The 21977-nt window shown below is 43.1% G+C and carries 12 protein-coding genes and 8 pseudogenes; 5 read left to right on the top strand and 15 right to left on the bottom strand.

The features are described from left to right. Positions 1 to 89: 89 nt before the first annotated feature. The 6 genes and pseudogenes from TT11_RS12595 to TT11_RS12570 all read right to left on the bottom strand — a co-directional run bounded on the left by TT11_RS12595 (position 90) and on the right by TT11_RS12570 (position 3910). Positions 90 to 746, bottom strand: a complete 657-nt coding sequence (locus tag TT11_RS12595) for a hypothetical protein (protein ID WP_261870705.1) — start codon at positions 744 to 746, stop codon at positions 90 to 92. Between the two features lie 44 nt (positions 747 to 790). Then, positions 791 to 1345, bottom strand: coding sequence for a hypothetical protein (locus TT11_RS12590; RefSeq protein ID WP_261870704.1), 555 nt, complete (start codon positions 1343 to 1345; stop codon positions 791 to 793). Between the two features lie 349 nt (positions 1346 to 1694). Beyond that, a complete protein-coding gene (locus tag TT11_RS12585) occupies positions 1695 to 2573 on the bottom strand; it encodes a ribonuclease HII (protein ID WP_261870703.1) in 879 nt (292 codons plus the stop codon). Between the two features lie 22 nt (positions 2574 to 2595). Continuing rightward, positions 2596 to 2979: pseudogene (locus TT11_RS12580) on the bottom strand (lipid-A-disaccharide synthase); the annotation flags it as partial. Continuing rightward, the gene (locus TT11_RS12575; RefSeq protein ID WP_261870701.1) at positions 2958 to 3158 is read right to left on the bottom strand and encodes a hypothetical protein; all 201 of its coding nucleotides are present in this window, start codon (positions 3156 to 3158) and stop codon (positions 2958 to 2960) included. The gene TT11_RS12575 and the pseudogene TT11_RS12580, both read right to left, overlap by 22 nt. Beyond that, positions 3158 to 3910, bottom strand: coding sequence for a hypothetical protein (locus tag TT11_RS12570; protein ID WP_261870700.1), 753 nt, complete (start codon positions 3908 to 3910; stop codon positions 3158 to 3160). Before TT11_RS12570 ends, TT11_RS12575 begins: the two co-directional genes overlap by 1 nt. Positions 3911 to 4339: 429 nt before the next feature. On the opposite strand from TT11_RS12570, the gene TT11_RS12565 reads away from it, so the two are divergent. Beyond that, entirely contained in the window at positions 4340 to 5422 is a 1083-nt protein-coding gene (locus tag TT11_RS12565; protein ID WP_102078467.1) for a 3-deoxy-7-phosphoheptulonate synthase, read from the top strand. A 234-nt stretch (positions 5423 to 5656) separates the two neighbouring features. Here TT11_RS12565 and pepN read toward each other — a convergent pair. Further along, a pseudogene (gene pepN / locus TT11_RS12560) lies at positions 5657 to 8256 on the bottom strand (aminopeptidase N). Positions 8257 to 8707: 451 nt separating this feature from the next. On the opposite strand from pepN, the gene TT11_RS12555 reads away from it, so the two are divergent. From TT11_RS12555 to TT11_RS12545, 3 genes are all read left to right on the top strand, one after another. Then, on the top strand, positions 8708 to 9301 hold the full coding sequence (locus tag TT11_RS12555; protein WP_261870699.1) for a DUF6231 family protein: 594 nt from the start codon (positions 8708 to 8710) through the stop codon (positions 9299 to 9301). A gap of 142 nt (positions 9302 to 9443) precedes the next feature. Beyond that, the gene (pal, locus tag TT11_RS12550; protein WP_261870698.1) at positions 9444 to 9962 is read left to right on the top strand and encodes a peptidoglycan-associated lipoprotein Pal; all 519 of its coding nucleotides are present in this window, start codon (positions 9444 to 9446) and stop codon (positions 9960 to 9962) included. A 216-nt stretch (positions 9963 to 10178) separates the two neighbouring features. Beyond that, positions 10179 to 10994, top strand: a complete 816-nt coding sequence (locus TT11_RS12545) for a 4'-phosphopantetheinyl transferase superfamily protein (RefSeq protein ID WP_261870697.1) — start codon at positions 10179 to 10181, stop codon at positions 10992 to 10994. Positions 10995 to 11126: 132 nt separating this feature from the next. On the opposite strand, the pseudogene TT11_RS12540 reads toward TT11_RS12545, so the two are convergent. Beyond that, positions 11127 to 12000: pseudogene (locus TT11_RS12540) on the bottom strand (hypothetical protein). Positions 12001 to 12593: 593 nt separating this feature from the next. Here TT11_RS12540 and TT11_RS12535 point away from each other — a divergent pair. Beyond that, positions 12594 to 13352 (top strand): annotated as a pseudogene (locus TT11_RS12535) (IclR family transcriptional regulator). A gap of 205 nt (positions 13353 to 13557) precedes the next feature. Here the strand turns inward: TT11_RS12535 and mmsB are convergent. The 7 genes and pseudogenes from mmsB to TT11_RS17365 all read right to left on the bottom strand — a co-directional run. Further along, positions 13558 to 14502, bottom strand: a complete 945-nt coding sequence (gene mmsB, locus TT11_RS12530; RefSeq protein ID WP_261870696.1) for a 3-hydroxyisobutyrate dehydrogenase — start codon at positions 14500 to 14502, stop codon at positions 13558 to 13560. A 118-nt stretch (positions 14503 to 14620) separates the two neighbouring features. Next, a pseudogene (locus tag TT11_RS12525) lies at positions 14621 to 15887 on the bottom strand (enoyl-CoA hydratase/isomerase family protein). Positions 15888 to 15945: 58 nt separating this feature from the next. After that, positions 15946 to 16728 carry an enoyl-CoA hydratase gene (locus TT11_RS12520; RefSeq protein WP_261870695.1) on the bottom strand — a complete coding sequence of 261 codons (783 nt, stop codon included), beginning with the start codon at positions 16726 to 16728 and terminating at the stop codon, positions 15946 to 15948. Between the two features lie 32 nt (positions 16729 to 16760). Further along, positions 16761 to 17924, bottom strand: a pseudogene (locus tag TT11_RS17370) (acyl-CoA dehydrogenase family protein). Positions 17925 to 18143: 219 nt separating this feature from the next. Beyond that, complete coding sequence (locus TT11_RS12500) at positions 18144 to 19628, bottom strand: CoA-acylating methylmalonate-semialdehyde dehydrogenase (protein WP_261870691.1); 1485 nt, start codon at positions 19626 to 19628, stop codon at positions 18144 to 18146. 344 nt (positions 19629 to 19972) lie between these two features. Then, a pseudogene (locus TT11_RS12490) lies at positions 19973 to 21729 on the bottom strand (AMP-binding protein). A 108-nt stretch (positions 21730 to 21837) separates the two neighbouring features. Beyond that, a pseudogene (locus TT11_RS17365) lies at positions 21838 to 21960 on the bottom strand (acetyl-coenzyme A synthetase N-terminal domain-containing protein); the annotation flags it as partial. Positions 21961 to 21977: the final 17 nt, after the last annotated feature.

Below are 21977 nucleotides of genomic sequence, written 5' to 3'. Positions count from 1 at the left end.
AAATTATTACATAAAAAGAAGGTCTGAATCATATCATTGGTTCAGACCTTCTTTTTTACGATAAATATTTAGAAAGTATTAGATACTTATCAGTAATTTACCTTACCAGTAGTAAACGTAAATGACTGCTGCTCTAATGTTTTATCGTCAACCAAAATATCAAAGCTGACCTTATATTTGCTATTGCCATAAAGTCCGCAATTACCACCTTTATTACTACCTGATTCACAGCTTTTCAGCGCATCCGTTAATGGCAAGATAAATGCTTCATTTGTTGGTAGCGCATAATTCGTACCTTTGTACGGATCATTGTCAGAATCAAGCAATTGAGTCGGCACATCTATATTACGCTGCACATCTCGGAATTTAACATTACTCACTTTAACTTTATCAGCGGATGGCATGTTGATATAAACCGGCTGTCCGATAGGATCAGTACGTAAATTGCGCCCAGAGCCTCTGACTGGATTTGGGGTTTCGTTATAAAGTGCAGTAACTGTCCCCGTCACATCTTGACATGGATACGTAAAAACACCTTCAAACGTTTTATTTGTCGTGGTTTTTGTCCCTGCAGCATTGCTTACCAAAACATAGCCTTTATTGTTAGCAGCATTTTTACTACTAGGCGTATAGGTAACCATCCCTGTTCCTACTACGCCTGAAGTTGGCAACATTAAAGAGCGTAGATGATAAGGCGCTGACAACAACGACTTTGCCATAGAGCTTGCCACGGCTTCTGTACTCAAAAAAATTGCCTGCCGAGCTGTAATAGACAGACTGGGCAATGTTTTCAGTGACACCATATTGAGAGTTGCCATAGTCTGCATTGATCAATCGATCTGCCAAATCTAATCCACTGAAAAAAAGGATTGTTAGAACCTGTCACACTAGCAATATCGCTGATTTCATTTTCAAAATGCGCGTTAAAGCTGGTTGGTGAGCTATTGGCAAATACATATTTAATGTAATTTGCGTGCTGAATGGCAATATCGTCTAATTCTGTATCAACGGATAAACCATTTAGACCACAGCTGGTTCTTGCTAGACTGAACTGATTATTTGCACTTAATGCTGCTTGTACATTATTATCAGCTGACCCATTATCACCAGCGTTAGGAGTACCATCGCTTGGCTCGTCACCTTGACTAGTTGGTGTCGCTATAATCGGTGCAGAAATAATAGGTTCCGACGTGGTTGGCTGGGCTGTTTCATCATTTTGTGAACTGTCTGGTGTATTAGCAGATGTAGAACTGCTATCAGAATCCCCACCTCCGCCGCACGCGCTGAGGAATATCGTTAAAAATAGCACTGCCGCAAGATTTTTTTGAGAAGTATAAGAAGTCATCGCTCATCCTATAAAGTAATAACCTGCTTGTGAAAAGCAATGAGAATAAAAATCAGTTACAGGGTAGTTAGTGATTGATTTAACAGTGTTTTATTTCAATATAATGTCTATTGTATTACAAGTTATGAACTTTTGCTCATTATTTTGTAAAAAACTTGCTACTCGCTGATTGCAAGTAACAGGTTTCTTTTTAGGTCTATAAATCAACACTATGCTTAAGCTATTTTCAAGGCAAAGATATCATCTATAAAGTACGATTCTTTTGTCTCCGCTATACAGTCATTTTTTCATGAACATGTTTCTATAGTCACTTTTCTATAGCCACTTTTCTATAGCCACTTGTTTATAGCTACTGTATTTCTAGCGCTTTTCTCACTGGTGCAAAACTACGTCTATGCGTTGGCAAGACACCATGTTTTTCGATTGCTTCCATGTGTGCGCGCGTCGGATAGCCTTTGTGTTTAGCAATACCGTATTCCGGATATTGAGCATCCAGTGTATACATTGATTCATCACGACTTACTTTTGCCAATATACTGGCCGCTGCAATACTAGTATGACGCGCATCGCCTTTTACCCATGCTTGACAATCAATTGCAAATGGCGCTACCTCTAACTTTTTAAAGCTATCATAATTCAAGTCAGGACAACGATTTCCATCAAATAGTACTTCGACTTTAAATTGATTGAGCGACGTACTTTTAGCATTTTCCGCGGTCGAAAAGCTTTTAAAAATCACTTCTAGCAACGATTCGGTACATAAGCGCATACCAAGCATTGTTGCCTGCAAGATATTCACTTGATCGATTACTGCTGCTGGTATATCAGCGATGATATAACCGATAGCATGCTGCTGAACCAATGGATAAAGGATATCGCGCTTTTTTTCACTCAGTTGTTTGGAATCTGTCAGTATCGACAACGGTGTGTCTTTGAGCGGTTGTTCCTCAATGAGCCCTGACCAAGTCGCAGGTAATATTGCCGCCGCCACATTGACGCTGCCTAGTAGCGGGCCGCGCCCTGCTTCATCAACGCCGATTTGTAGTATTGACTTCTCCGCCTCTTGGTTATCATTAGTCAGATATTGAGTAAGTAACTCAGCGGTATTCATTTGCCCATATAAACGTATGGGCGCTGCTAACTGAATATATTGTCCTTTGACGTCAATATGCTCAATATTAATGTCAATTATTTGAGCTGAGCTTTCTGTACTGTGTTGAATATGCATAATATTAGAAGGTCTTTCTTGTTTAATTAGGATTAATAGTATCGGTATTTTGGATAAACCACTGTTCAATCACGCTGTTTGCAGGCTCATGGTTACTTTGTTGCTGTAGTAACTGCTTTGTCACTAGTAAGTCGTGTAATTGCTCGGCATAAGCGCGTGGTTGTAGCAATCGCATTACGGTTCGGCAAATATTGTCACCGCTCGCCTGCTCTTGAATCAGCTCAGGTACGATTGGCGCATTAGCCAATATATTAGGCAATGCCACATATGGTACTTTTACCAGACGCTTGGCTATTTGGTAAGTGAGCTGATTTAATTGATAGACCACTACCATCGGCCGTTCAAGCAGCATTGCCTCTAGCGTTGCTGTCCCAGATGCCAGCATCACGATATCTGATGCCGCCATGGCATGTTGCTAAATTCTGGCTGGGTATCATCGTAGACCACCACAATTGCCTCACGTAACTGCTCTGAGCGTTGGTCGATCACTTCTTGTACGATATATTGATGGTTTTGATCGACTGTTGGAATGATGAAGCACAGCTTAGGATCTAACAGGATTAACTTTTGGATACCATCAAGCATCAATGGCAGAATAGCCGTAATTTCACCGCGCTAGAGCCTGGCATCACACAAATAAGCTGACTCACATCATCAAAGCGTTCGATGAAGAACTGCTGCAACCCATCATTGTCCCAGACCAACTCACTGCGACGTTGATTGATTGGTGTATTGATCAGGTTCTGATCAATGGTTCGTAGTAAGGGATGACCCACACAGATAGCCGGATGGTTATGTCGCTCATAAACTGGCAACTCAAACGGGAATAGGCATAGCACCAAATTGGTCGCCGCTTTAATATTATGGATACGCGACTCACGCCACGCCAGATAGAAGGACTGACGTACTGCACACAGAACACGCCTTGGGGTTTTAGTTTTTTTGGATACTCGCAAATTAAAATCAGGTGCATCAATACCGACGAACCAATCAATATTAGAAGCCTTAAATGCGCTCAGTAGCTCGCGGCGCGCTTTGAGCAAATCTGGTAGCTGCGACATGACTTCAACCAGACCCATTACTGCCAAGCGCTCTAATGGGAAAATACTTTGTAGCCCTTGCGCCTGCATCTTTGTACCGCCTACGCCTACCCAGACAATATCATCACGTAGATTATTCATTTGCCGCATAAAATCTGCGCCTAAGCTGTCACCAGATACCTCACCTGCGACGATGCCTATCACTAGCGACGTAGCATTTATATTTGCTACTTGAGAATCCGTCTCGGCTTGATGAATGAGGTCAGTATGGTGATGAGACGTAGCAGAATCTGTCATGACAAGCTCTCGATATTAGAAATACACAAAATAAAATAAACCGTTATTATAAAATATAACGTAATAAATCAGCGATATGACCTCACGGATAATGTGCACACTCATCCGTACTGTTTTAATGCCACAGTTTGGGCCACCCATCGCTAATGTTGCTATCATACTTGACGATGATACAAATAGCGAAATTCACGCATAAAATCTGAGCGTTATGCATCAAAAACTCAACCAACTCTTATTAATAGATAGAAAAACCAAATGCTAAACGTGCATTTAGAACGTCAAATATCATGCTAAGTCTCTATAAGTATAACTAAGTTTTAGTTTTCTCATTCCAGTTATCAGTCAATTAACTGCTCGACTACCCTTGTCAACCAACACTTTTGTCCGCATAATGAATGTTCCTATAAATCAGCTAGACGATATATAACCATGACAACATCAGTTACCCATAATGCAGATATTGACGACGTGAATATTGAAAAATTTATTCCTTTGATTACTCCCGCCGAGCTAAAAGCCGAGCTGCCTTTGTCAGACGACGCGTATAACACCGTACTAAAAGGTCGTAATACTATTCAAGATATCTTGGACGGTAAAGACAAGCGTTTGTTTGTGGTCATTGGCCCCTGCTCTATTCACGATATCAAAGCCGCTCACGAATATGCCGATCGTTTAGCCGTATTGGCAAAAGAAATCGAAGACAGTGTATTTGTGGTCATGCGTGTTTATTTTGAAAAACCTCGTACGACGGTTGGTTGGAAAGGCATGATCAACGACCCTGACATGAATGACAGCTTTGATATAGAAAAAGGCTTGCGCACGGCTCGTAAACTGCTACTTGATTTGAATGAAAAAGGTCTACCTTGCGCGACTGAAGCACTTGATCCAAATACACCGCAGTACATCCAGGATCTAATCAGCTGGTCAGCCATTGGTGCACGTACCACTGAGAGCCAAACGCATCGCGAAATGAGCTCTGGTTTATCATGCCCAGTTGGCTTTAAGAACGGTACTGATGGTGGTATGACGGTTGCTGTAAATGCCATGCAAGCGGTTAAAGAAGGTCATAGCTTCTTAGGTCTATCATCAGATGGTAAAGTCTCTATCATCAAATCTAAAGGTAACCCTTACGCGCACGTGGTACTTCGCGGTGGTAACGGTAAACCTAACTATGATGAAACTGCGGTAGCTCAAGTTGAAAATGAGCTGGCAAAAGGCAAGACCAATAGCAAGATTATGATTGACTCAAGTCATGCTAACTCAGGTAAAGACCCTTACCTACAACCGATGGTTATCAAAAACGTTGCTGAACAAATTCAAAATGGCAATAAATCAATTATCGGTATGATGATTGAGAGCCACTTAAAAGGCGGCAATCAAAAATTGACTGCTGATCTAAGCCAGCTTGAGTACGGCAAATCGATCACCGATGGCTGCCTAGATTGGGATAGCACCGTCACAGCATTACGTGACTTACGTGATATGGTAAAAGATGTGCTACCAAATCGCTAATAGCTATTCACGATAATTTATCGTCGAGCAAGCAATAAAAAGCCCCTTTCGCATCAATGCGAAAGGGGCTTTTTATTTATGAACATTCTATAAGAAACACTCTATTCTAAAATTTGATTAGCAATGACCAGCAACGATACATGTTTCGTTAATTGGTCAGAGCTAACCTTATTCTGGATATAGTATTTTCATAAAATTGATATTACATTTCGATGTATATTGCACTGCTCTCAATTAATTATTTGCAGCACCTAACACACTCTCTAAGCTTTCGAGCACATGCTTAGATGAGACATTCTTTTGTAAATCTATCAGCTGCTTGTGCGCCATTTGACGGCGAGGCTCAGCCAACGTATTCCAGCGGGCCAGTACTTGCAGTAAGCGTGAGGCTAATACAGGATTGGCATCATCTAATTTCTGAATCACGCCTGTATACATCTCTAGACCTTCTGCCGTCCAGAGTACCGTCGGTTGCGAGCTAAAAGCGCTGACAACTGAACGGACACGGTTAGGCGTATTCCAATCAAAATCTGTGTGTGTCAGTAGCGACTTGACCATATCAGGCGTTACATCGTCAGCGGCAGCTTGGACACTGAACCACAGATCGATAACCAAATCATTTGCTTGGAAACGCTCATAGAAGTCTGCTAAGTACTTATCTGCACCTGTCAATTGATGATTGACCATGGCCTTCAATGCACCAAAGCGCTCAGTCATACAGCTCGCATTATCATATTGCTGCTGTGCCCAGTCTGCTGCACCATCTACATTCGCCGTCAATGCCATATCAAGTACGACATTACGCAGCGCACGAATGCCTCGAGCTTCAGCGCTGTCCTCATAAGACTGCATTGGCAAGTTATTGTACAGCTCAGCCCATTGATCTTTTAACTTATCAGCAACTTGCTTGTATAGCCCATCGCGCTGCTCTTTAACCAACACTGGATCGTAGTCTTTAGAAATAGCAGAAGCCAGCTCTTGCGCTGATGGAATATCAAGCAATCGTGCCGCTAGCATCGCATCATCAGCTGCTAAGACAGGCAGTGTCTGCGCTAATGCTTCTAGGTATACATCAGGGCTGCTCTTCGTACCTTGGCCTTGCAGCAAAATACGATTTACCAGCATTTGAGTTACTTGCCAGCGGTTAAACCCATTGGTTTCATGCTTAAGCAAAAACGCTAAGTCTACATCTTGATAGTCATAATTGAGCTGTACTGGCGCGCTAAAGTCACGTAGTAATGACACAACAGGCTCACTCGCGACATTCTCAAACACAAACGTTTGCGACGCCTCGTCAAGCAATAACATACGTTCAGCGACGATAGCGCCTGAGTCTTTGTCAAATAAGGCGGTTGCTACAGGTATCGGCAATGGTTTTGGTGCATCAAAGCCTTTGACATGGCGTGTCTGCTGATTCAAGGTAATGGTCAGCGTCTGTGCTGCGCTATCATAGGTTTGAGAACCTGATACCACTGGCGTACCAGGTTGACGATACCAATCAATAAAATTCTCGATTTTATCATCAGTGATACTGAGTGCTGATAAAAAGTCCTCAACCGTTACTGCTTGTCCATCATAACGACGGAAATACTCATCTGTCCCTTTACGGAAGTCATCCGGCCCTAACGTATTGGCAATCATACGTACAATTTCAGCGCCTTTCTCATAGACAGTCGTTGTATAAAAATTATTAATCTCAACGAAGCTCTCTGGACGTACTGGATGCGCTAATGGACCTGCATCTTCGCTGAATTGATGTGCACGTAGGGTGGCTACGTCATCAATGCGCTGTACCGCACTTGACTGTTGATCTGCTGAGAATGACTGATCACGGTAAACGGTAAAGCCTTCTTTCAAGCACAGCTGAAACCAATCACGGCAAGTAATACGGTTACCAGTCCAGTTATGAAAATACTCATGAGCAATAATGGCTTTTACGCTAAAACTGCGTGCATCGGTGGTTGTTTCAGGGCTAGATAACACACAAGCGGTGTTAAAAATATTCAAACCCTTATTTTCCATTGCACCCATATTGAATTGCTGACCGCCACAATCATATAGCGATCTAGATCGTAAGCTCGCCCGTAATTGACCTCATCCCATTTCATCGCATCTTTTAGGGCTTGCATACCGACATCACATTTATCGATATCAGCAGACTTGGCATACAACTCAAGCAATACTTCTCGACCTTCGCTAGTCGTATAAGAATCTGTCAATACATCTAAATCGGCTACCACACAGGCAAATAGATAGCTTGGCTTATTGGTTGGATCGTGCCAGATGGCATAATGGCGGTCTGGTGCATCGGCCACTTCGCCTGCTTCGACTAAGTTACCATTGGCCAACAACGTCGGATAGCGCTTATCTGCTTCAAGTCGCGTGGTAAATATCGCCAACACATCAGGGCGATCAGGATAAAAAGTAATCTTACGGAAACCCTCTGGCTCGCACTGAGTCACAAACATCGTGTCGTCACCGCTTCCGGCCATATATAAGCCTTCAAGCGCCGTATTGGTCTGCGGACAGATACGTACTTGAATATCTAAAGTAGCTCGCTCAGGAGCATTATGAATCGTCAGCTTACCCGCTTCCTGCTGATAATCCTCAGTGGTCAGTGCCTTACCGTTCATCGTAATCGTTAGCAGCTCTAATGACTCACCAAATAAGACGATATCCCCTGCCGTTTGACGTACCATCTCAAGCGTACTGTCTACCTGCGCGTAGTCTTCAAACAGCTTAATATCTAAATGTACCGTATCGACATCAAAACTTGGTTTGGTATAGTCTTTTAGATTAATCTTGCTTGGCGCGTGGGGCGGCACATCTGGCATTTCAGGATTGATGATTTGTGCATCAGTTTCAGCAGTAGACATATGGTGTCCTATTATTATCGTTGATTTGGTTATAAGTTATTTTTACTAGGGGTGAATAATATAATAATGAGTAATATCATTTCGCTATTTGCAGAAGGCTCTAGTGCAAATAAAGACTTTGCCTTCAGGCTAACTACACCAGCTAAGCACTTAGTAAACTAAGCACATAGACAAAGCTTTGCAATGATTAAGCTAATTTTTATTACTAAATTGGTTTTCTTGTTAAGCTTATAGCTAGATTGACCTAAATCGCCAAATTTCAAGTATGCAGAATAAGATATCGTCGGTTCAAGATGATTTAAATATGAAACATACGTTATCAATTGGATAATGTCGTTGAAAATGATTTAATAGTCGTACTGATGACCAATCATTTAACTAACGGCCTATTATATGACAAAAAAATACGGTGAAACGCGCAGACATTACCCTACCTTTGCTTATAGAGTATGTTGACGCGCTACTACCCTCATTGACGACTCAGACAGAACTGTCACCTGAGCATAAGAAAGATAATAGTGAAGCATTATGGGTAACACATAACCATGCCGACTTATTAGCACTACAAGCACAACTTGACGATACTACATCTACTAATGAGAACACTGAAGCAAGGCTGAACGCACGACACTTATCAACGCTATCAGATCTTGCCAAACAGCATGTACCTGATCGTTATGAGCTTGCTTGCTTTTGGCTACCTACTTTGTCAGAAGAGCTGACTCAACACTATGTACCGCTACTCATGCGCTATCGCGACCTGTATGCCGCGCACTTGCTTATCGCATTGGACAGCTCGATAGATTTGAAACCTTATGGCTTTACGCCATTTGATATATTAAATGAACCATCTCTAAATATTGATGACATTCAATCTATTACCTCGTCAACCGTTACTGCGACGCTTTGGCAATTTAATCTATATGACTACAAACAACTACCAAATTGGCTCAATGCTGATTACTGGGCTAACCCTGAAAACTGGGGCAAGCACCGCTGGTAATACACTCAATTTTATCTATCGTAATTTACAGTAAAAATACTTACATAAATTAACATTTAGTATATTATAGATAGAGATTGCCTAATTTTTATCGGAAGCAGTTTAAAAAAAACAAATTTAATTAAAATTTTAGGAGCTCGTCATGTCAATCAGTTTTTCTAAGATCGCTGTTCTTGCTGTACTATCAAGCGCTGTTGCACTGACCACTGGTTGTGCTACCAAGCGCACTACTTCAGAAGTTGTGGTTGCCCCGCTAGGTATCCCAGGTGGACAAGTTGGCTATAATGGTGCGGTTATCGTTGATAACTCAAACGCTGTCATCACTGGCGCTGAGAATATACAAGCAGTGGTCTACTTTGCCTTTGATAGCAGTGAAATTACTGCTCAATCAGCGAGCGTCCTTAATCAACACGTAAGCCTGCTAAATTCAAACCCAGCAGCTACTGTCGTTATTGCAGGTCATACTGATGAGCGTGGTAGCCGTGAATATAACATGGCACTAGGTGAGCGACGCGCACAAGCTGCACGTAACTACCTAGCTGCTCAAGGTGTCACTGCAAACAACATCCGTGTGATTAGCTATGGTGAAGAGCGCCCTGCAGCAGCTGGTAACACTGAAGACGCGTATGCACAAAACCGTCGTGCTGAGCTGTCTTACTAAATTGTGATTTAGCGTTATTTATAGAGTTTGATAGTTTAATTAAAGCCCAGCAAGAATATATTGCTGGGCTTTTTGGATTTTTAGTAGGTTAATTAGATATCAATTATTTAACTATAGCTATTGTATGACTATCTATGTATCAAATACATAGCGTTCAGACTTACACAATTTTATATACTCAATTCTATAATAATCATTTTTGACGACTAGTAATATATGCCGACTTCCAACCTTACCCAGATACAGTACACTCAGCTCGACACCACGACATGGTGTGTGACTGCCCAAGTGAGCGAGTCAATCAGTCATTCAGTCACTGGAAGCTTGTGCAATACATCCTCATGGTTGTCATCATGTAATACGTCGTATGAAGACATCATCAAGTTTAATAGCCTAAATTGGCAATATCAGATGGCGACAGCAGTGCCTAAACACTCAGTACCTACTCTAGCGCGTAAACAACGTCAGCAGCAGCGGCAAGGCGTCAGGCAACTATTGCAAGAGCTGCTTAAGAAGTTAGAAATAGATGACACCTTGGATGAGTCAAGCTTTCCCTATCGGCTCATCAACAGTCAGTATTACGTATGCTTTAGCCATACAGGAGCTAGTAGTTCAAAGCAAACTACAGAATCGAATCAGACAAATTTTACACGTTTACACAGCAAAATAGCTGTCGTTATCAGTCGCCAGCGTCCTGCTGGTATCGATATAGAGACCCATAATATTGCATGGCATGTAGTCAAACGTTTCTATTCAAAGAGCGAGTTAGCTATTTTACAGGAGCTATCTACAGATCAGCGTGAACGCACTGCCAAACTGTTATGGCAAATAAAAGAAAGCTTTATTAAAGTGAACCAATATACATTAGCTCAAGGCTTGGGTATGGATTACTCTCACCTTATTTCTAGCTTAATCGAGAATGATAAAGAGATTAACTCTACCTCTGTACCCAATGATAGTGAGGATGCTAACTGCCAATCTGTTTACCGCATTGCCGCGTTACAATCTCAGCAAACTGTCATCGTTTTCTGATCAAGGTCTTTTGAGCAAAATTCAAACCTGATTTCAGAATATTTTCACTAATTTATTTTAGACATAAAAAACGACCCTAAAAAGGATCGTTTTTTGTTTTCTACTAATGACAGTATTTAAACTGTGATTAGCTTAGAAACGGTAAGTTGCACCAACTTTAACAATTGGGAACCACTCTAACCAATCTTTATCTTCTAGCTCTTGCTCAGCAGCTTTGGCTACATCACTACCTTTAACAGTAGTAGTACCATTTACCGTAGTTGCTGTTACATCTGCATCTGCATTACTTGAAGTAACGGTAGCATCTGTTTTACCCATATAAGCTGCGCCAATTTCACCAAATAGACCGAAGTTATTTGTGATGTTTGGACGGAAACCAATAGTAGCGTAAGGAGCTAGTTTGTTACGATGCTCCATAGTACCTTGTAGGGTACCAGTTTCACTAGCGTTGTAATCAACGTTGTCGATTCTGAAGTTTGGTCCTTCAGCGTTTGCACGTACATCAATATCGTTGTCTGGAACGATGATACCAGCACCAACTGTGAACCAGTTACCAGTAGGACGTAATTGTACACCTAGGTATGGGTTGCTAAAGTCAGCATCTACATCATAGTTTACGTCGTCTGCATCGAAATCACCGCCGAAAAGGTCAGCTACATCGCCACCTGCCCAACCAGCTTGCAATTCAGTTTTTTTCGTTAAGTGACCAACCGATGTTAGCACCATAACCTAAAGTACCAACTTCAGCGCTAACTGATGCTGGGTTCACTACTTTACTGAAGAAACCTTTAGTACCACCAACAACAGCGCCAGTAGTGTTGCTTACTACACCAGCGTTAGCATCGTATGCATAAGCAGCAGGTTCTGCTTGATAAGCAACAGCAACTGGCTCAGCTTCATATGCAACTGCAGCATTGTCATCAACAACGATAACTGGATCAGCAGCTAATGCAGCAGTTGATGCTAGAACAGCAGCAGAGATTGCCGTCAATTTAATCAATTTCATAATTATTCTCCTAAAGTGTGAAATAAACCCGCCCATAAAAAACGATGATTGTGCTTTTTTTAAACCATCATTTTGTTGAGGTGATTAAAACAATTCTGACTTAAAAAGTCACCCCTACTGATGCTGTTTTTATTTGCCATTATGTAAAGATTGCATAGGTACTGTAATAATTGCTACACCAATCTGTAAAAATTCGCTTTTATGTTACATAACGTCCTTAAAGTAACCAAACAGCGTAAACATGAGACTTCGCTTGCTTAATGTTTATGTAAGGGTATTGCAAAACATGTCCACATAATTATCTAGAACGCACTTTGAATCAATGACAGTTATATGGCTTAACCTTACAGAATAGTATGCCTTGTGAGTTGACGTATCTATTGTTACTTATATAAGAAAATCTACACCAACAAATAAAACGATATAAATGATCTCATATAACGCGACTAACGCTTGCCTCAAGCGGATATTATGCTAAATTAGTTGTTATAATAGATTTGTTATAGAACGTCAGTATTGTCACCATTTGTCTTATTTATGAAAATTTTGTGATGCTGTCTGCTCTATTTCTTTACTCCTACTGAGCCATATATATGCCTAAAGTATCGTCGATTACCCGTGTACTAGAAATCATCGAAGCAGTGTCCTATGCTTCAAAACCGCTTTCTCCACTAGAGCTCTCACAAGAGCTAGATATCCCTAAACCGACCATTCATAGATTGATTCAAACTTGGTTGATGATGGTTTTTTGACTGTTGATATTGGTGGCGGTATTATCCCTGGTAAGCGCGTACGCAATTTGAGCGTTGAGCTCTGGCAGCAACGGTTATTTTTTTAACGAACGGCAGATGATTTTGCAAAAGCTGGTTGACGAGCTTAAAGAAACTTGCGGCATTGGTATTCCTTATCATATGAATATGATCTATACCAACCGTGCTCAAACGACCTTACCACTACAGATTTATCTTCCTGTCGGAGCAAAATCACCCATGTGGTGTACAGCGACTGGCAAGCTCTATCTAAGCCAACTATCTACAACTAGCCGTATGAAAATACTACAAGGGTTACCACTAGATAAGTTCACTAAGAATACGATTACTGATATCGATGCATTAAATGCCGAGCTTGATCGTATCGCTGATACTGGTATCGGCATCGATAATGAGGAGTTTATCTCTGAGATGGTGGCAGTGGCTGTACCTATACTCGACAAAAAGTCACGCTATCTGGCTTCTCTCTATTTGCATGCACCAACTATACGAGTATCACTCGACGATCTGCTGACTCATGTACCACGCCTACAGAAAGCTGCGCAAGACGTTCAGACGCTCGTCTACGATCTGCAAAGCTAACACAGTCTATTAGCCATAAAAAAGGTCTACGCTATGATTTTAGCGTAGACCTTTTTCTTTTTAGCAAATGCATTCTCTTAATTAATGCCACCTACTAATGATACGAAAAATTCTTAATATTAGTATCTTTAAGAATTGGTATTCCTAAAAATTGATATGTCTAAGAAGGTTACATTCAAAAGAGAAGCAGTCAAGAGAGTTATGCTTAGGACAATAATGAGACATCATGACGTCCGATAATACTAGAGAAATCTTTATCACCATTCTCTACAGTATGTGAGGCATATAACTCTGTTGCTTTAGCACCCATTGGCGTTTCTACTTCAGTGTCTTGAGCAGTCTGCATCGCAAGGTTCAAATCTTTTTGCATCAATTTGCTCATAAAACCGCCTTGATAGCCATTGCTAGAGGGCACATTTTCCATGACTTTCGGGTAAGGGTTATAAACTTCTAGTGTCCAGTTACGCCCTGAGCTCTGCAGCATGATGTCTGATAGCACTTTCGGGTCTAAACCATTCTTGACGCCTAGATTAATCGCTTCTGCCGTGCCTGCCATCAAGATACCTAATAGCATGTTATTACAGATTTTAGCCACTTGTCCTGCGCCGTGCTCGCCCGCATGAAAGATGTTTTTGCCCATCACGGCAAGTATTGGCTCAGCCTTAGCAAAAGCAGCAGCATCGCCACCGACGATAAAGGTCAAACTACCAGCAACTGCCCCACCTGTGCCACCAGAGACTGGCGCATCCAAGAAGTCGATGCCAAGCTTACTTGCCGCCTCTGCTACTGTCCTTGCATCAGCCGCCGCAATCGTACTACTGTCAATCACAAGCGTGCCTTTTGGTAACTCTGCGAGCAATCCATCAGAGCCACTATCGCCTAAATATACAGAATGTACATGCTGACCTGCAGGTAACATACTAATCACGACTTGAGCATTACTTGCAGCGTCTTTAGGACTTTCTGAGACACTAGCCCCTGCTTGCTTCAAGCGCTTAGTCGCTGCATCAGACAAGTCAAACACAGATAGCGCGTAACCTGCCTTTAATAAGTTCTCTGCCATTGGTGCACCCATATTACCAAGCCCAATAAAGGCAATATTTGGTTTAGAGTTATTATTATCCATCGTACTTGTATCCTTTGTACCCATCTCATCACTCCTTGATGACTTATGATGTAGCTATTGCTACATACTATTTAACAGTATTTATTAGTGAATCTTACTTATGTCCTACTTTATAAACTGCTTTTAAACTGCTTTTAAACAGCTAGCGGACATACTGACTACCCAAGGCGTCATTACCTAACCAATCGTCTAAAGGATGCTCACTTTTTAGATAAGGATTGACAAAGTGTTTATCGATATACGCCTGCCCTTCTACACTTAGACAGTCTGCCATTGAGCACGACCATTTAGGACTTCTATCTTTATCAATTAATAGTGCTCGCACACCTTCTTTGAAGTCAGGATTAGCTGCACAGTGAACAGCTACATTGGTCTCTAAATACAGCACTTGTTCGATCGATAAGTCAGCGACTTTGTAATAGAGCGCATAGGTCAATGCGGCTGTTACTGGGCAGCCATGACGATAAGTGGCGACTGCGCGCTGCGTCCAGCTGTCTTCTGCAAAGTCTTGGTTTAGCTGTGCGAGCGCAGTATCGCTTTGTAGCAGCGCATCGATATCAGCCAGACCACCACTATTCATCAGTTGCTGAATAGGTTGCCAATATGTTGCAAGCTTACTATCTGGCAGTTCGGCTACTGGCAACTCAGCAAGCGCACGGCTGACAATACTATGCGCACTATTGTCATGGCACTTATTTGAACTGCTCGTGTTATCGACTGCCTGCCAGTCGCTCTGTCTGAGGCGCTGCATGACGGTATCATAATCCTGACTGGCAACGGCATACTCTGCCAGATTGGCCAATAGCGCATCGCTGCCATTACACATCGCGCCAGTTAGACCTAAAAACAAACCCGTCTTAGCAGGCATGCGCTGCAAAAACCAACTACCAGATGCATCAGGGAACAGTCCAATTGTGACTTCAGGCATGGCAAAACGCGTACGCTCAGTGACCAAACGATGACTACATCCTGCCATCAGTCCCATACCGCCGCCCATGATGATACCGTCACCCCAAAGTATTAATGGTTTCGGATAAAAGTGCATTTGACGATAGAGACGGTACTCGTGACTAAAAAAATTCAGTAGCATACGGGTTTGGCATTGGTGCACTGGTAGACATGCTGTCATAGAGCTTACGAATATCGCCGCCCGCACAGAACGCTTTATCCCCTGCACCTTTTAATACAAGCGCAACCACTTGATCATCGGCTTGCCATTGCTCTAACTGCGCTGAGAGCAATTGACACATATCAACGCTGAGTGCATTAAGTGATTTTGGGGTGTTAAGTGTCATGACTCCAATCAAGTGCCCGCAATCTGTCGGTTCAGTACTGAACAGTACAGGCGCTTCTTGTGCTGCATTATTGACTGAAATTTGGGAGTTAATATCATTCGTCGCTGCTGTCATAAAAGTGACCTACAAAATTAAAGAATAAGTGTTATGGCTCAAGCGTTTTGACCGCTGTTTATTTGTTTTGCCAATTGGGTTTGCGTTTTTCTAAAAAGGCCTGTACCCCTTCGCGCTGATCGTTGGTATCAAACAACTTCACGAAAGCTTCACGCTCATGGATGAGGTTCTGCGCAGGCGGGGTGTCTCTAGCCGCTTGAATAAGTTTCTTGGAATAACTGACGGCGACGGGTGATTGCTTAGCGACTTTTTTTGCCAAGGCCTGAGCGACTGGTAAACCTTCACCTTTTGCAGCGACCTCTTCAACCAGACCGATACGCAATGCCGTATCTGCATCGACCCGCTCACCGCACAGTATCATGCGCTTAGCCCAACCCTCTCCTACTAACATAGGTAGATTTTGCGTGCCGCCAGCACATGGCAATAATCCCACGCCCGTCTCTGGCAGTGCCATCTGGGCGTGCACTTCTGCGATACGGATATCACATGCGAGCGCACACTCTAGCCCGCCGCCCATCGCATAGCCATTGATGACAGCGATACTGACGCCACGATAGGTAGATAGCGATTCAAATGCTTCACCAAATGCAATCGCCATACTTATTGCGCGGCCTTTATCGCCGTCTGAGAAGTTGTTTAAATCTGCACCAGCTGAGAAGAATTTTTCGCCATCTCCATGCACGATTAATGCGTAAACATCGTCGTTGGCATTGAGATCTGTGATGAGCTGCTTAAGTGCTTGCAGACTGTCCATCGTCCACGTATGTGCCGGTGGGTTATTCAACGTCAACGTTGCGGTATGGCCATCAATTGATAGCTGTAGATTTGTATAATCTGTCATAAAACATCCTTGTTTCAGTAAAACGAGATAAATTAGCGTAGCTGGTTTAGCCCTTCATTTTGTAGAACTTGACGTGAAATAATCACACGCATGATCTCATTGGTACCTTCCAGAATTTGATGGACACGTAAGTCTCGTACATGGCGCTCGAGCGGATACTCATTTAGATAACCATAGCCGCCGTGCAACTGCAGGGCCTCATTAGCAACATCGAAACAAAGATCTGTAGACAGACGTTTTGCCATTGCGCAGTAGGTAGACGCTTGTCCATCGTTGTTGTCAACTTTATCAGCTGCTAGATACAGCATTTGGCGTGCGGCGATGGTCTGGGTCAACATATCAGCAAGTTTAAACTGTACCGATTGTAAGCTAGCAATCGGGCTACCAAACTGGCTGCGCTCTTGCACATAACTGGTTGCGGTCTCTAACGCCGCTTGTGCCGTACCTACCGCACAAATACCGATATTAATACGACCACCATCTAGTCCTTTCATCGCGATACGAAAGCCTTGGCCTTCCTCACCTATCAGGTTTTCTACAGGGACTTTAACGTCTTTAAAACTAATCGTGCGTGTTGGCTGTGCTTTCCAGCCCATTTTATGCTCGTTTTTGCCATATTCGATACCAGCACTATTGGCGTCTACGACGAATGCTGATACGCCTTTTGGCCCAGCATCACCAGTACGTGCCATTACTACCAATACATCGGTTGAGCCTGCGCCAGAAATGAAGGTTTTTTTCACCGTTTAGTACGTAATGCTCGCCTTGCTTCTCCGCTTTGGTACGTAAGGAGCTGCATCAGAGCCTGCATTTGGTTCTGTTAGGCAATAGCTGCCAAGCCACTCACCGCTGACCATATTGGGTAGATATTTTTTTTGCATAGCGTATCGCTACCATATTCACCAATCATCCATGCCGCCATATTATGAATACTCATATACGCTGCTACAGCCGTGTCGCCCCATGCAAGCTCTTCGAATACCATCGCTGAGTCCAGTCTTGGTAGGCCCAAGCCATCATATTCTGGATTGGTGTACAGTCCCAAAAAGCCAAGCTCACCAGATTTTTTTGATTATATCTATTGGGAAATGCGAGTTACGATCCCATTCAGCAGCATTTGGCTTTAGCTCTTTTTGCGCAAACTGACGAGCCGTCTGGCGAAAGGCGACTTGGTCATCGGTCAATGAAAAATCCATAGGGTCATCCTTGTTCTTATAGATCAAATATAGGGCTTAAATCTCAGATAAACATTAATAAAAGCGCTAATGAAAATGTTGGTCAGAGATTTTATAAGACATTAGCGCGACATGATAGTGGCATAACGATAATAAAATTGCGTTTAATAGTACCGCAAGTCGCATTATCGTCATACCGAAAACACAAAATGTCATAACGAAACGACAATGAGCTGACGATTAAATTGAAATCGTCGTATTAACACCGCGGCTCGCTTCATCATCAAACCAACGCGCAGTCACAGTCTTTGTCTGAGTATAGAACTGGACGGCTTGCTTGCCATAAGGACCTAGGTCACCAAGCTTGCTGCCACGTGAACCTGAGAACGAGAACATTGGTAGTGGCACAGGGATTGGCAAGTTAATACCGATTTGACCGACTTGAATGTCTTGCTGGAATTTATGTGCAGCTGCCCCTGACTGAGTAAATATCGCCGTACCATTGCCATGTGGGTTGGCATTCAGTAGTGCAATCGCTTCGTCCAAGCTGTTAGCACGCATAATACATAGTACTGGACCAAAGATTTCTTCTTTATAAATTTGCATATCGCTTGTGACGTTATCAAAGATAGTTGGCCCAACAAAGTTACCTTTCTCGAACCCTTCAACGGTAATGCCGCGACCATCCAAAATCAAGCTTGCGCCCTCTTCTACCCCAGTATCAATCAAGTGCTCGACACGGGCTTTTGCGGCAGGAGAAATCAGTGGGCCCAAGTCTTTGTCATGCTTACCAGCTGAAACGATTAAGCTTTCTGCTTTTGCTTTAATCTCATCAATCCACTCACCTGCTGCGCCTACTAATACTACTACGGACAGCGCCATACAGCGCTGACCAGCTGCACCAAATGCTGCGCCTGCTAGCTGATTGAGCGTTTGCTCTTTATTGGCATCAGGCAGGATAACGCCATGATTTTTAGCACCCATCATGCACTGGGCACGTTTACCTGACTGGCTTGCACGCTCATAGACATGTTTGCCTACATGAGTAGAACCGACGAAAGAAACCGCTTTGATATCTGGATGGTCACAAATTGCATCAACGGTTGCTTTGCCACCATGTACCACGTTCAGAACGCCTTCTGGTACGCCCGCTTCAATCGCTAGCTCTACCAAGCGCATAGTCACCATCGGATCTTGTTCAGATGGTTTTAGGATGAATGTATTACCCGTGGCAATCGCCATTGGGAACATCCATAGCGGAATCATCGCTGGGAAGTTAAAGGGTGTGATACCAGCGCAAACGCCGAGTGGCTGCCAAATACTATAAGTATCGACACCTGACGCAACATTTTCTACAAAGTCGCCGATTTGCAGATTGGCGATACCAGCGGCATGTTCGACCACTTCTAGACCGCGGAACACATCACCACGCGCATCAGCAATCGTCTTGCCTTGCTCTGCGGTCAAGATTTCTGCCAGCTCATCCATATGATCACGAATCAAAGATTGATACTTTAAAAAGATACGCGCACGCGTGGTAATTGGCGTTTTGCGCCATGTCTCAAACGCAGTCTGTGCGGCTGCGACAGCTTGGTTAATCTCATCATTAGTGGTTTGTGGCACTTTGGCGATGACTTCTTGCGTCGCTGGATCAGTGATATCAATCCATTCGTCGGTGTTAGATTGTACGAACTGACCATTGATGAGCTGTTGAACGTGGTGCATAAGATATCCTTATCTTTTTTTGCGAGACTACCGTGTGACGGCACCTAGATATTTATTAGAAAAATAAAAGCGATGAATGTTTGTCTGTAAAGCATTATTAAAAATTGAATTTTAAAATGATTTATTTTGTATCGTTATTGACTATAACAATAAACCATTTTTACGGTCAAGCGCTTTATCAAAATTTTATCTAAGTTTATTTTAATAGCATGTGTTTCTATAGAAATAGTTTAAATAACAAACACAAAAAAGCCCATGATTGCTCATGAGCTTTTTGAAGTTAACCTGACTTTGATACGCGATGAACAACATCACTATTTTTGTATGAGGCTAATTTATACCAATCAATAATCTTTCATCGCCTGCTTGATCGCATCAATAGCAGTTGGGTTATCAAGCGTTGACATATCTCCTGTCGGTTGGTTTTCCGCTAGAGCACGAATTGAGCGACGTAAGATTTTACCAGAGCGAGTTTTTGGCAGTGCCTGCGGGAAGTAGATAGCAGCTGGTCGGGCAATGCCGCCCAAAGATTTGACGACAGCGCCTATCACTTGTTGCTCGATACGGAAACGGTTTTCGGTGGTTTCAATTTGCGTTTGATCTTTTAGGACGCAGAACGCAATAGGTAGCTCACCTTTTAGCTCGTCTTGAATACCCACCACGGCACACTCTGCCATCTCTGGATGCGTACTGATTGCCTCTTCAATCTCTTGTGTGCCTATACGATGTCCTGCGACGTTTATCACGTCATCGGTACGCCCTAAGATATAAAAATAACCCTCTTCATCTGTCACTGCATAGTCCGAGGTTGAGTACTGCTGACCATCAAACAGACCAAAGTAGCTGCTAATAAAGCGCTCGTCATTACGCCATACCGTGGTGAGACAACCAGGCGGTAGTGGTGCTTTAATTGCAAGTAATCCTTTTTCGCCAGCCTGACAAGAATCGCCAGTCTCCTCATTGATGACATGCGCCTCATAACCGTACATCGGGTAACCAGGTGACCCCTGCTTGTGCGGCTTATGATTGAATTTTGGTGTATGGCTCAAGATTGGCCAACCAGACTCTGTTTGCCAATAGTGATCTAAAATTGGCACGCCCAGATGCTGAGTCAACCAACTAGCCGTTGATTCATCAAGCGGCTCACCTGCCAAAAAGAACGACTTCACACTAGAGACATCGTAACGCGTCATCCAGCTTTCGTCTTGTTTTTTTTGAGCATGCGCACACCTGTGGGTGCGGTGAATAGAATATTGACTTTATTTGCTTCAACGATACGCCACCAGATACCAGGGTTTGGCATATGCGGCAAGCCCTCATACATAATACTGGTCATACCCGCCAGTAACGGCGCATAGATCGTATAAGAATGCCCGACGGCCCAACCAATATCAGATATCGCCCAGAACGTCTCGCCAGCCTTGCCGTCATAGACATAATCTATCGACGTCGTCAGCGCGACTGCATGACCACCTGTATCGCGCTGCACCCCTTTTGGTGTGCCAGTAGTACCAGAAGTATAAAGCAAATAGGACGGGGTATTTGACTCGAGCCAAACTGGCTCTACGACTGCATTGGCCTCACAACTATGACGACGCTCGGTCGCATAATCAACATCGATGTCTTTTGCCTCAAACGGTAATATACCACGATTGACAACCAGTACATGCTCTGGCTTGACAGTCGCTTGCTCGACGCCTTGATTGACTAGGTTTTTATAATTGACAACCTTACCGCCGCGTAGCCCTGCATCTACCGTAATGACCATTTTGGCTTCGGCATCATCCATACGGATAGCCAAGTTATGGGCGGCAAACCCACCAAATACGACTGAATGGACGGCACCAATACGCGCACAAGCCAGCATGGCGTAAGCGGCTTCTAATATCATCGGCATATAGATAATGACACGGTCACCCTTGTCAATACCGTGACGCTGTAGCACATCGGCAAAATAATTAACTTCTTTATGCAAGTCATTATAAGTTAGGCGGCGCTTGGTATAGTCTGTATAAAACTCGACGTTGTTACCTAAATCTTTAAACGAATCAACGACCGCTGGAAAGGTTTCTATCAATTCTTGATTAATCTCTGATGACACCCACACAAAAGCATCTTGCTCTGCACGGTCTACCAGATGACGATCGACACAGTTATAACAAAGATTGGTCTCACCGCCGACAAACCATCTGGCAAAAGGCAGATTGCTGTCATCTAGAATTTGTTCAGGCTCTTTATGCCAATAGATACGCTTCGCCTGCTCAGCCCAAAACTGCTCTCGATCCGTAATGGACTCTTGATAAATATCAGCGAAGTTTGGCGTGTCTGTCATTTGGGTAGAAACTGAGG

It is taken from the genome of Psychrobacter sp. JCM 18901, from assembly GCF_000586435.1.
Classification (GTDB): Bacteria; Pseudomonadota; Gammaproteobacteria; order Pseudomonadales; family Moraxellaceae; genus Psychrobacter.
Note: the sequence above shows the minus strand (reverse complement) of the source record. Positions and strands in the feature narration are given on the sequence as shown.

Coding starts and splice junctions, on each gene's coding strand:
- TT11_RS12575 (WP_261870701.1), bottom strand. CDS start 3,158: ATGCTTGATGGTATCCAAAAGTTAATCCTGTTAGATCCTAAGCTGTGC.
- TT11_RS12545 (WP_261870697.1), top strand. CDS start 10,179: ATGCCGACTTCCAACCTTACCCAGATACAGTACACTCAGCTCGACACC.
- TT11_RS12585 (WP_261870703.1), bottom strand. CDS start 2,573: ATGCATATTCAACACAGTACAGAAAGCTCAGCTCAAATAATTGACATT.
- TT11_RS12520 (WP_261870695.1), bottom strand. CDS start 16,728: ATGACAGATTATACAAATCTACAGCTATCAATTGATGGCCATACCGCA.
- mmsB (WP_261870696.1), bottom strand. CDS start 14,502: ATGGGTACAAAGGATACAAGTACGATGGATAATAATAACTCTAAACCA.
- TT11_RS12570 (WP_261870700.1), bottom strand. CDS start 3,910: ATGACAGATTCTGCTACGTCTCATCACCATACTGACCTCATTCATCAA.
- TT11_RS12565 (WP_102078467.1), top strand. CDS start 4,340: ATGACAACATCAGTTACCCATAATGCAGATATTGACGACGTGAATATT.
- TT11_RS12590 (WP_261870704.1), bottom strand. CDS start 1,345: ATGACTTCTTATACTTCTCAAAAAAATCTTGCGGCAGTGCTATTTTTA.
- TT11_RS12500 (WP_261870691.1), bottom strand. CDS start 19,628: ATGCACCACGTTCAACAGCTCATCAATGGTCAGTTCGTACAATCTAAC.
- pal (WP_261870698.1), top strand. CDS start 9,444: ATGTCAATCAGTTTTTCTAAGATCGCTGTTCTTGCTGTACTATCAAGC.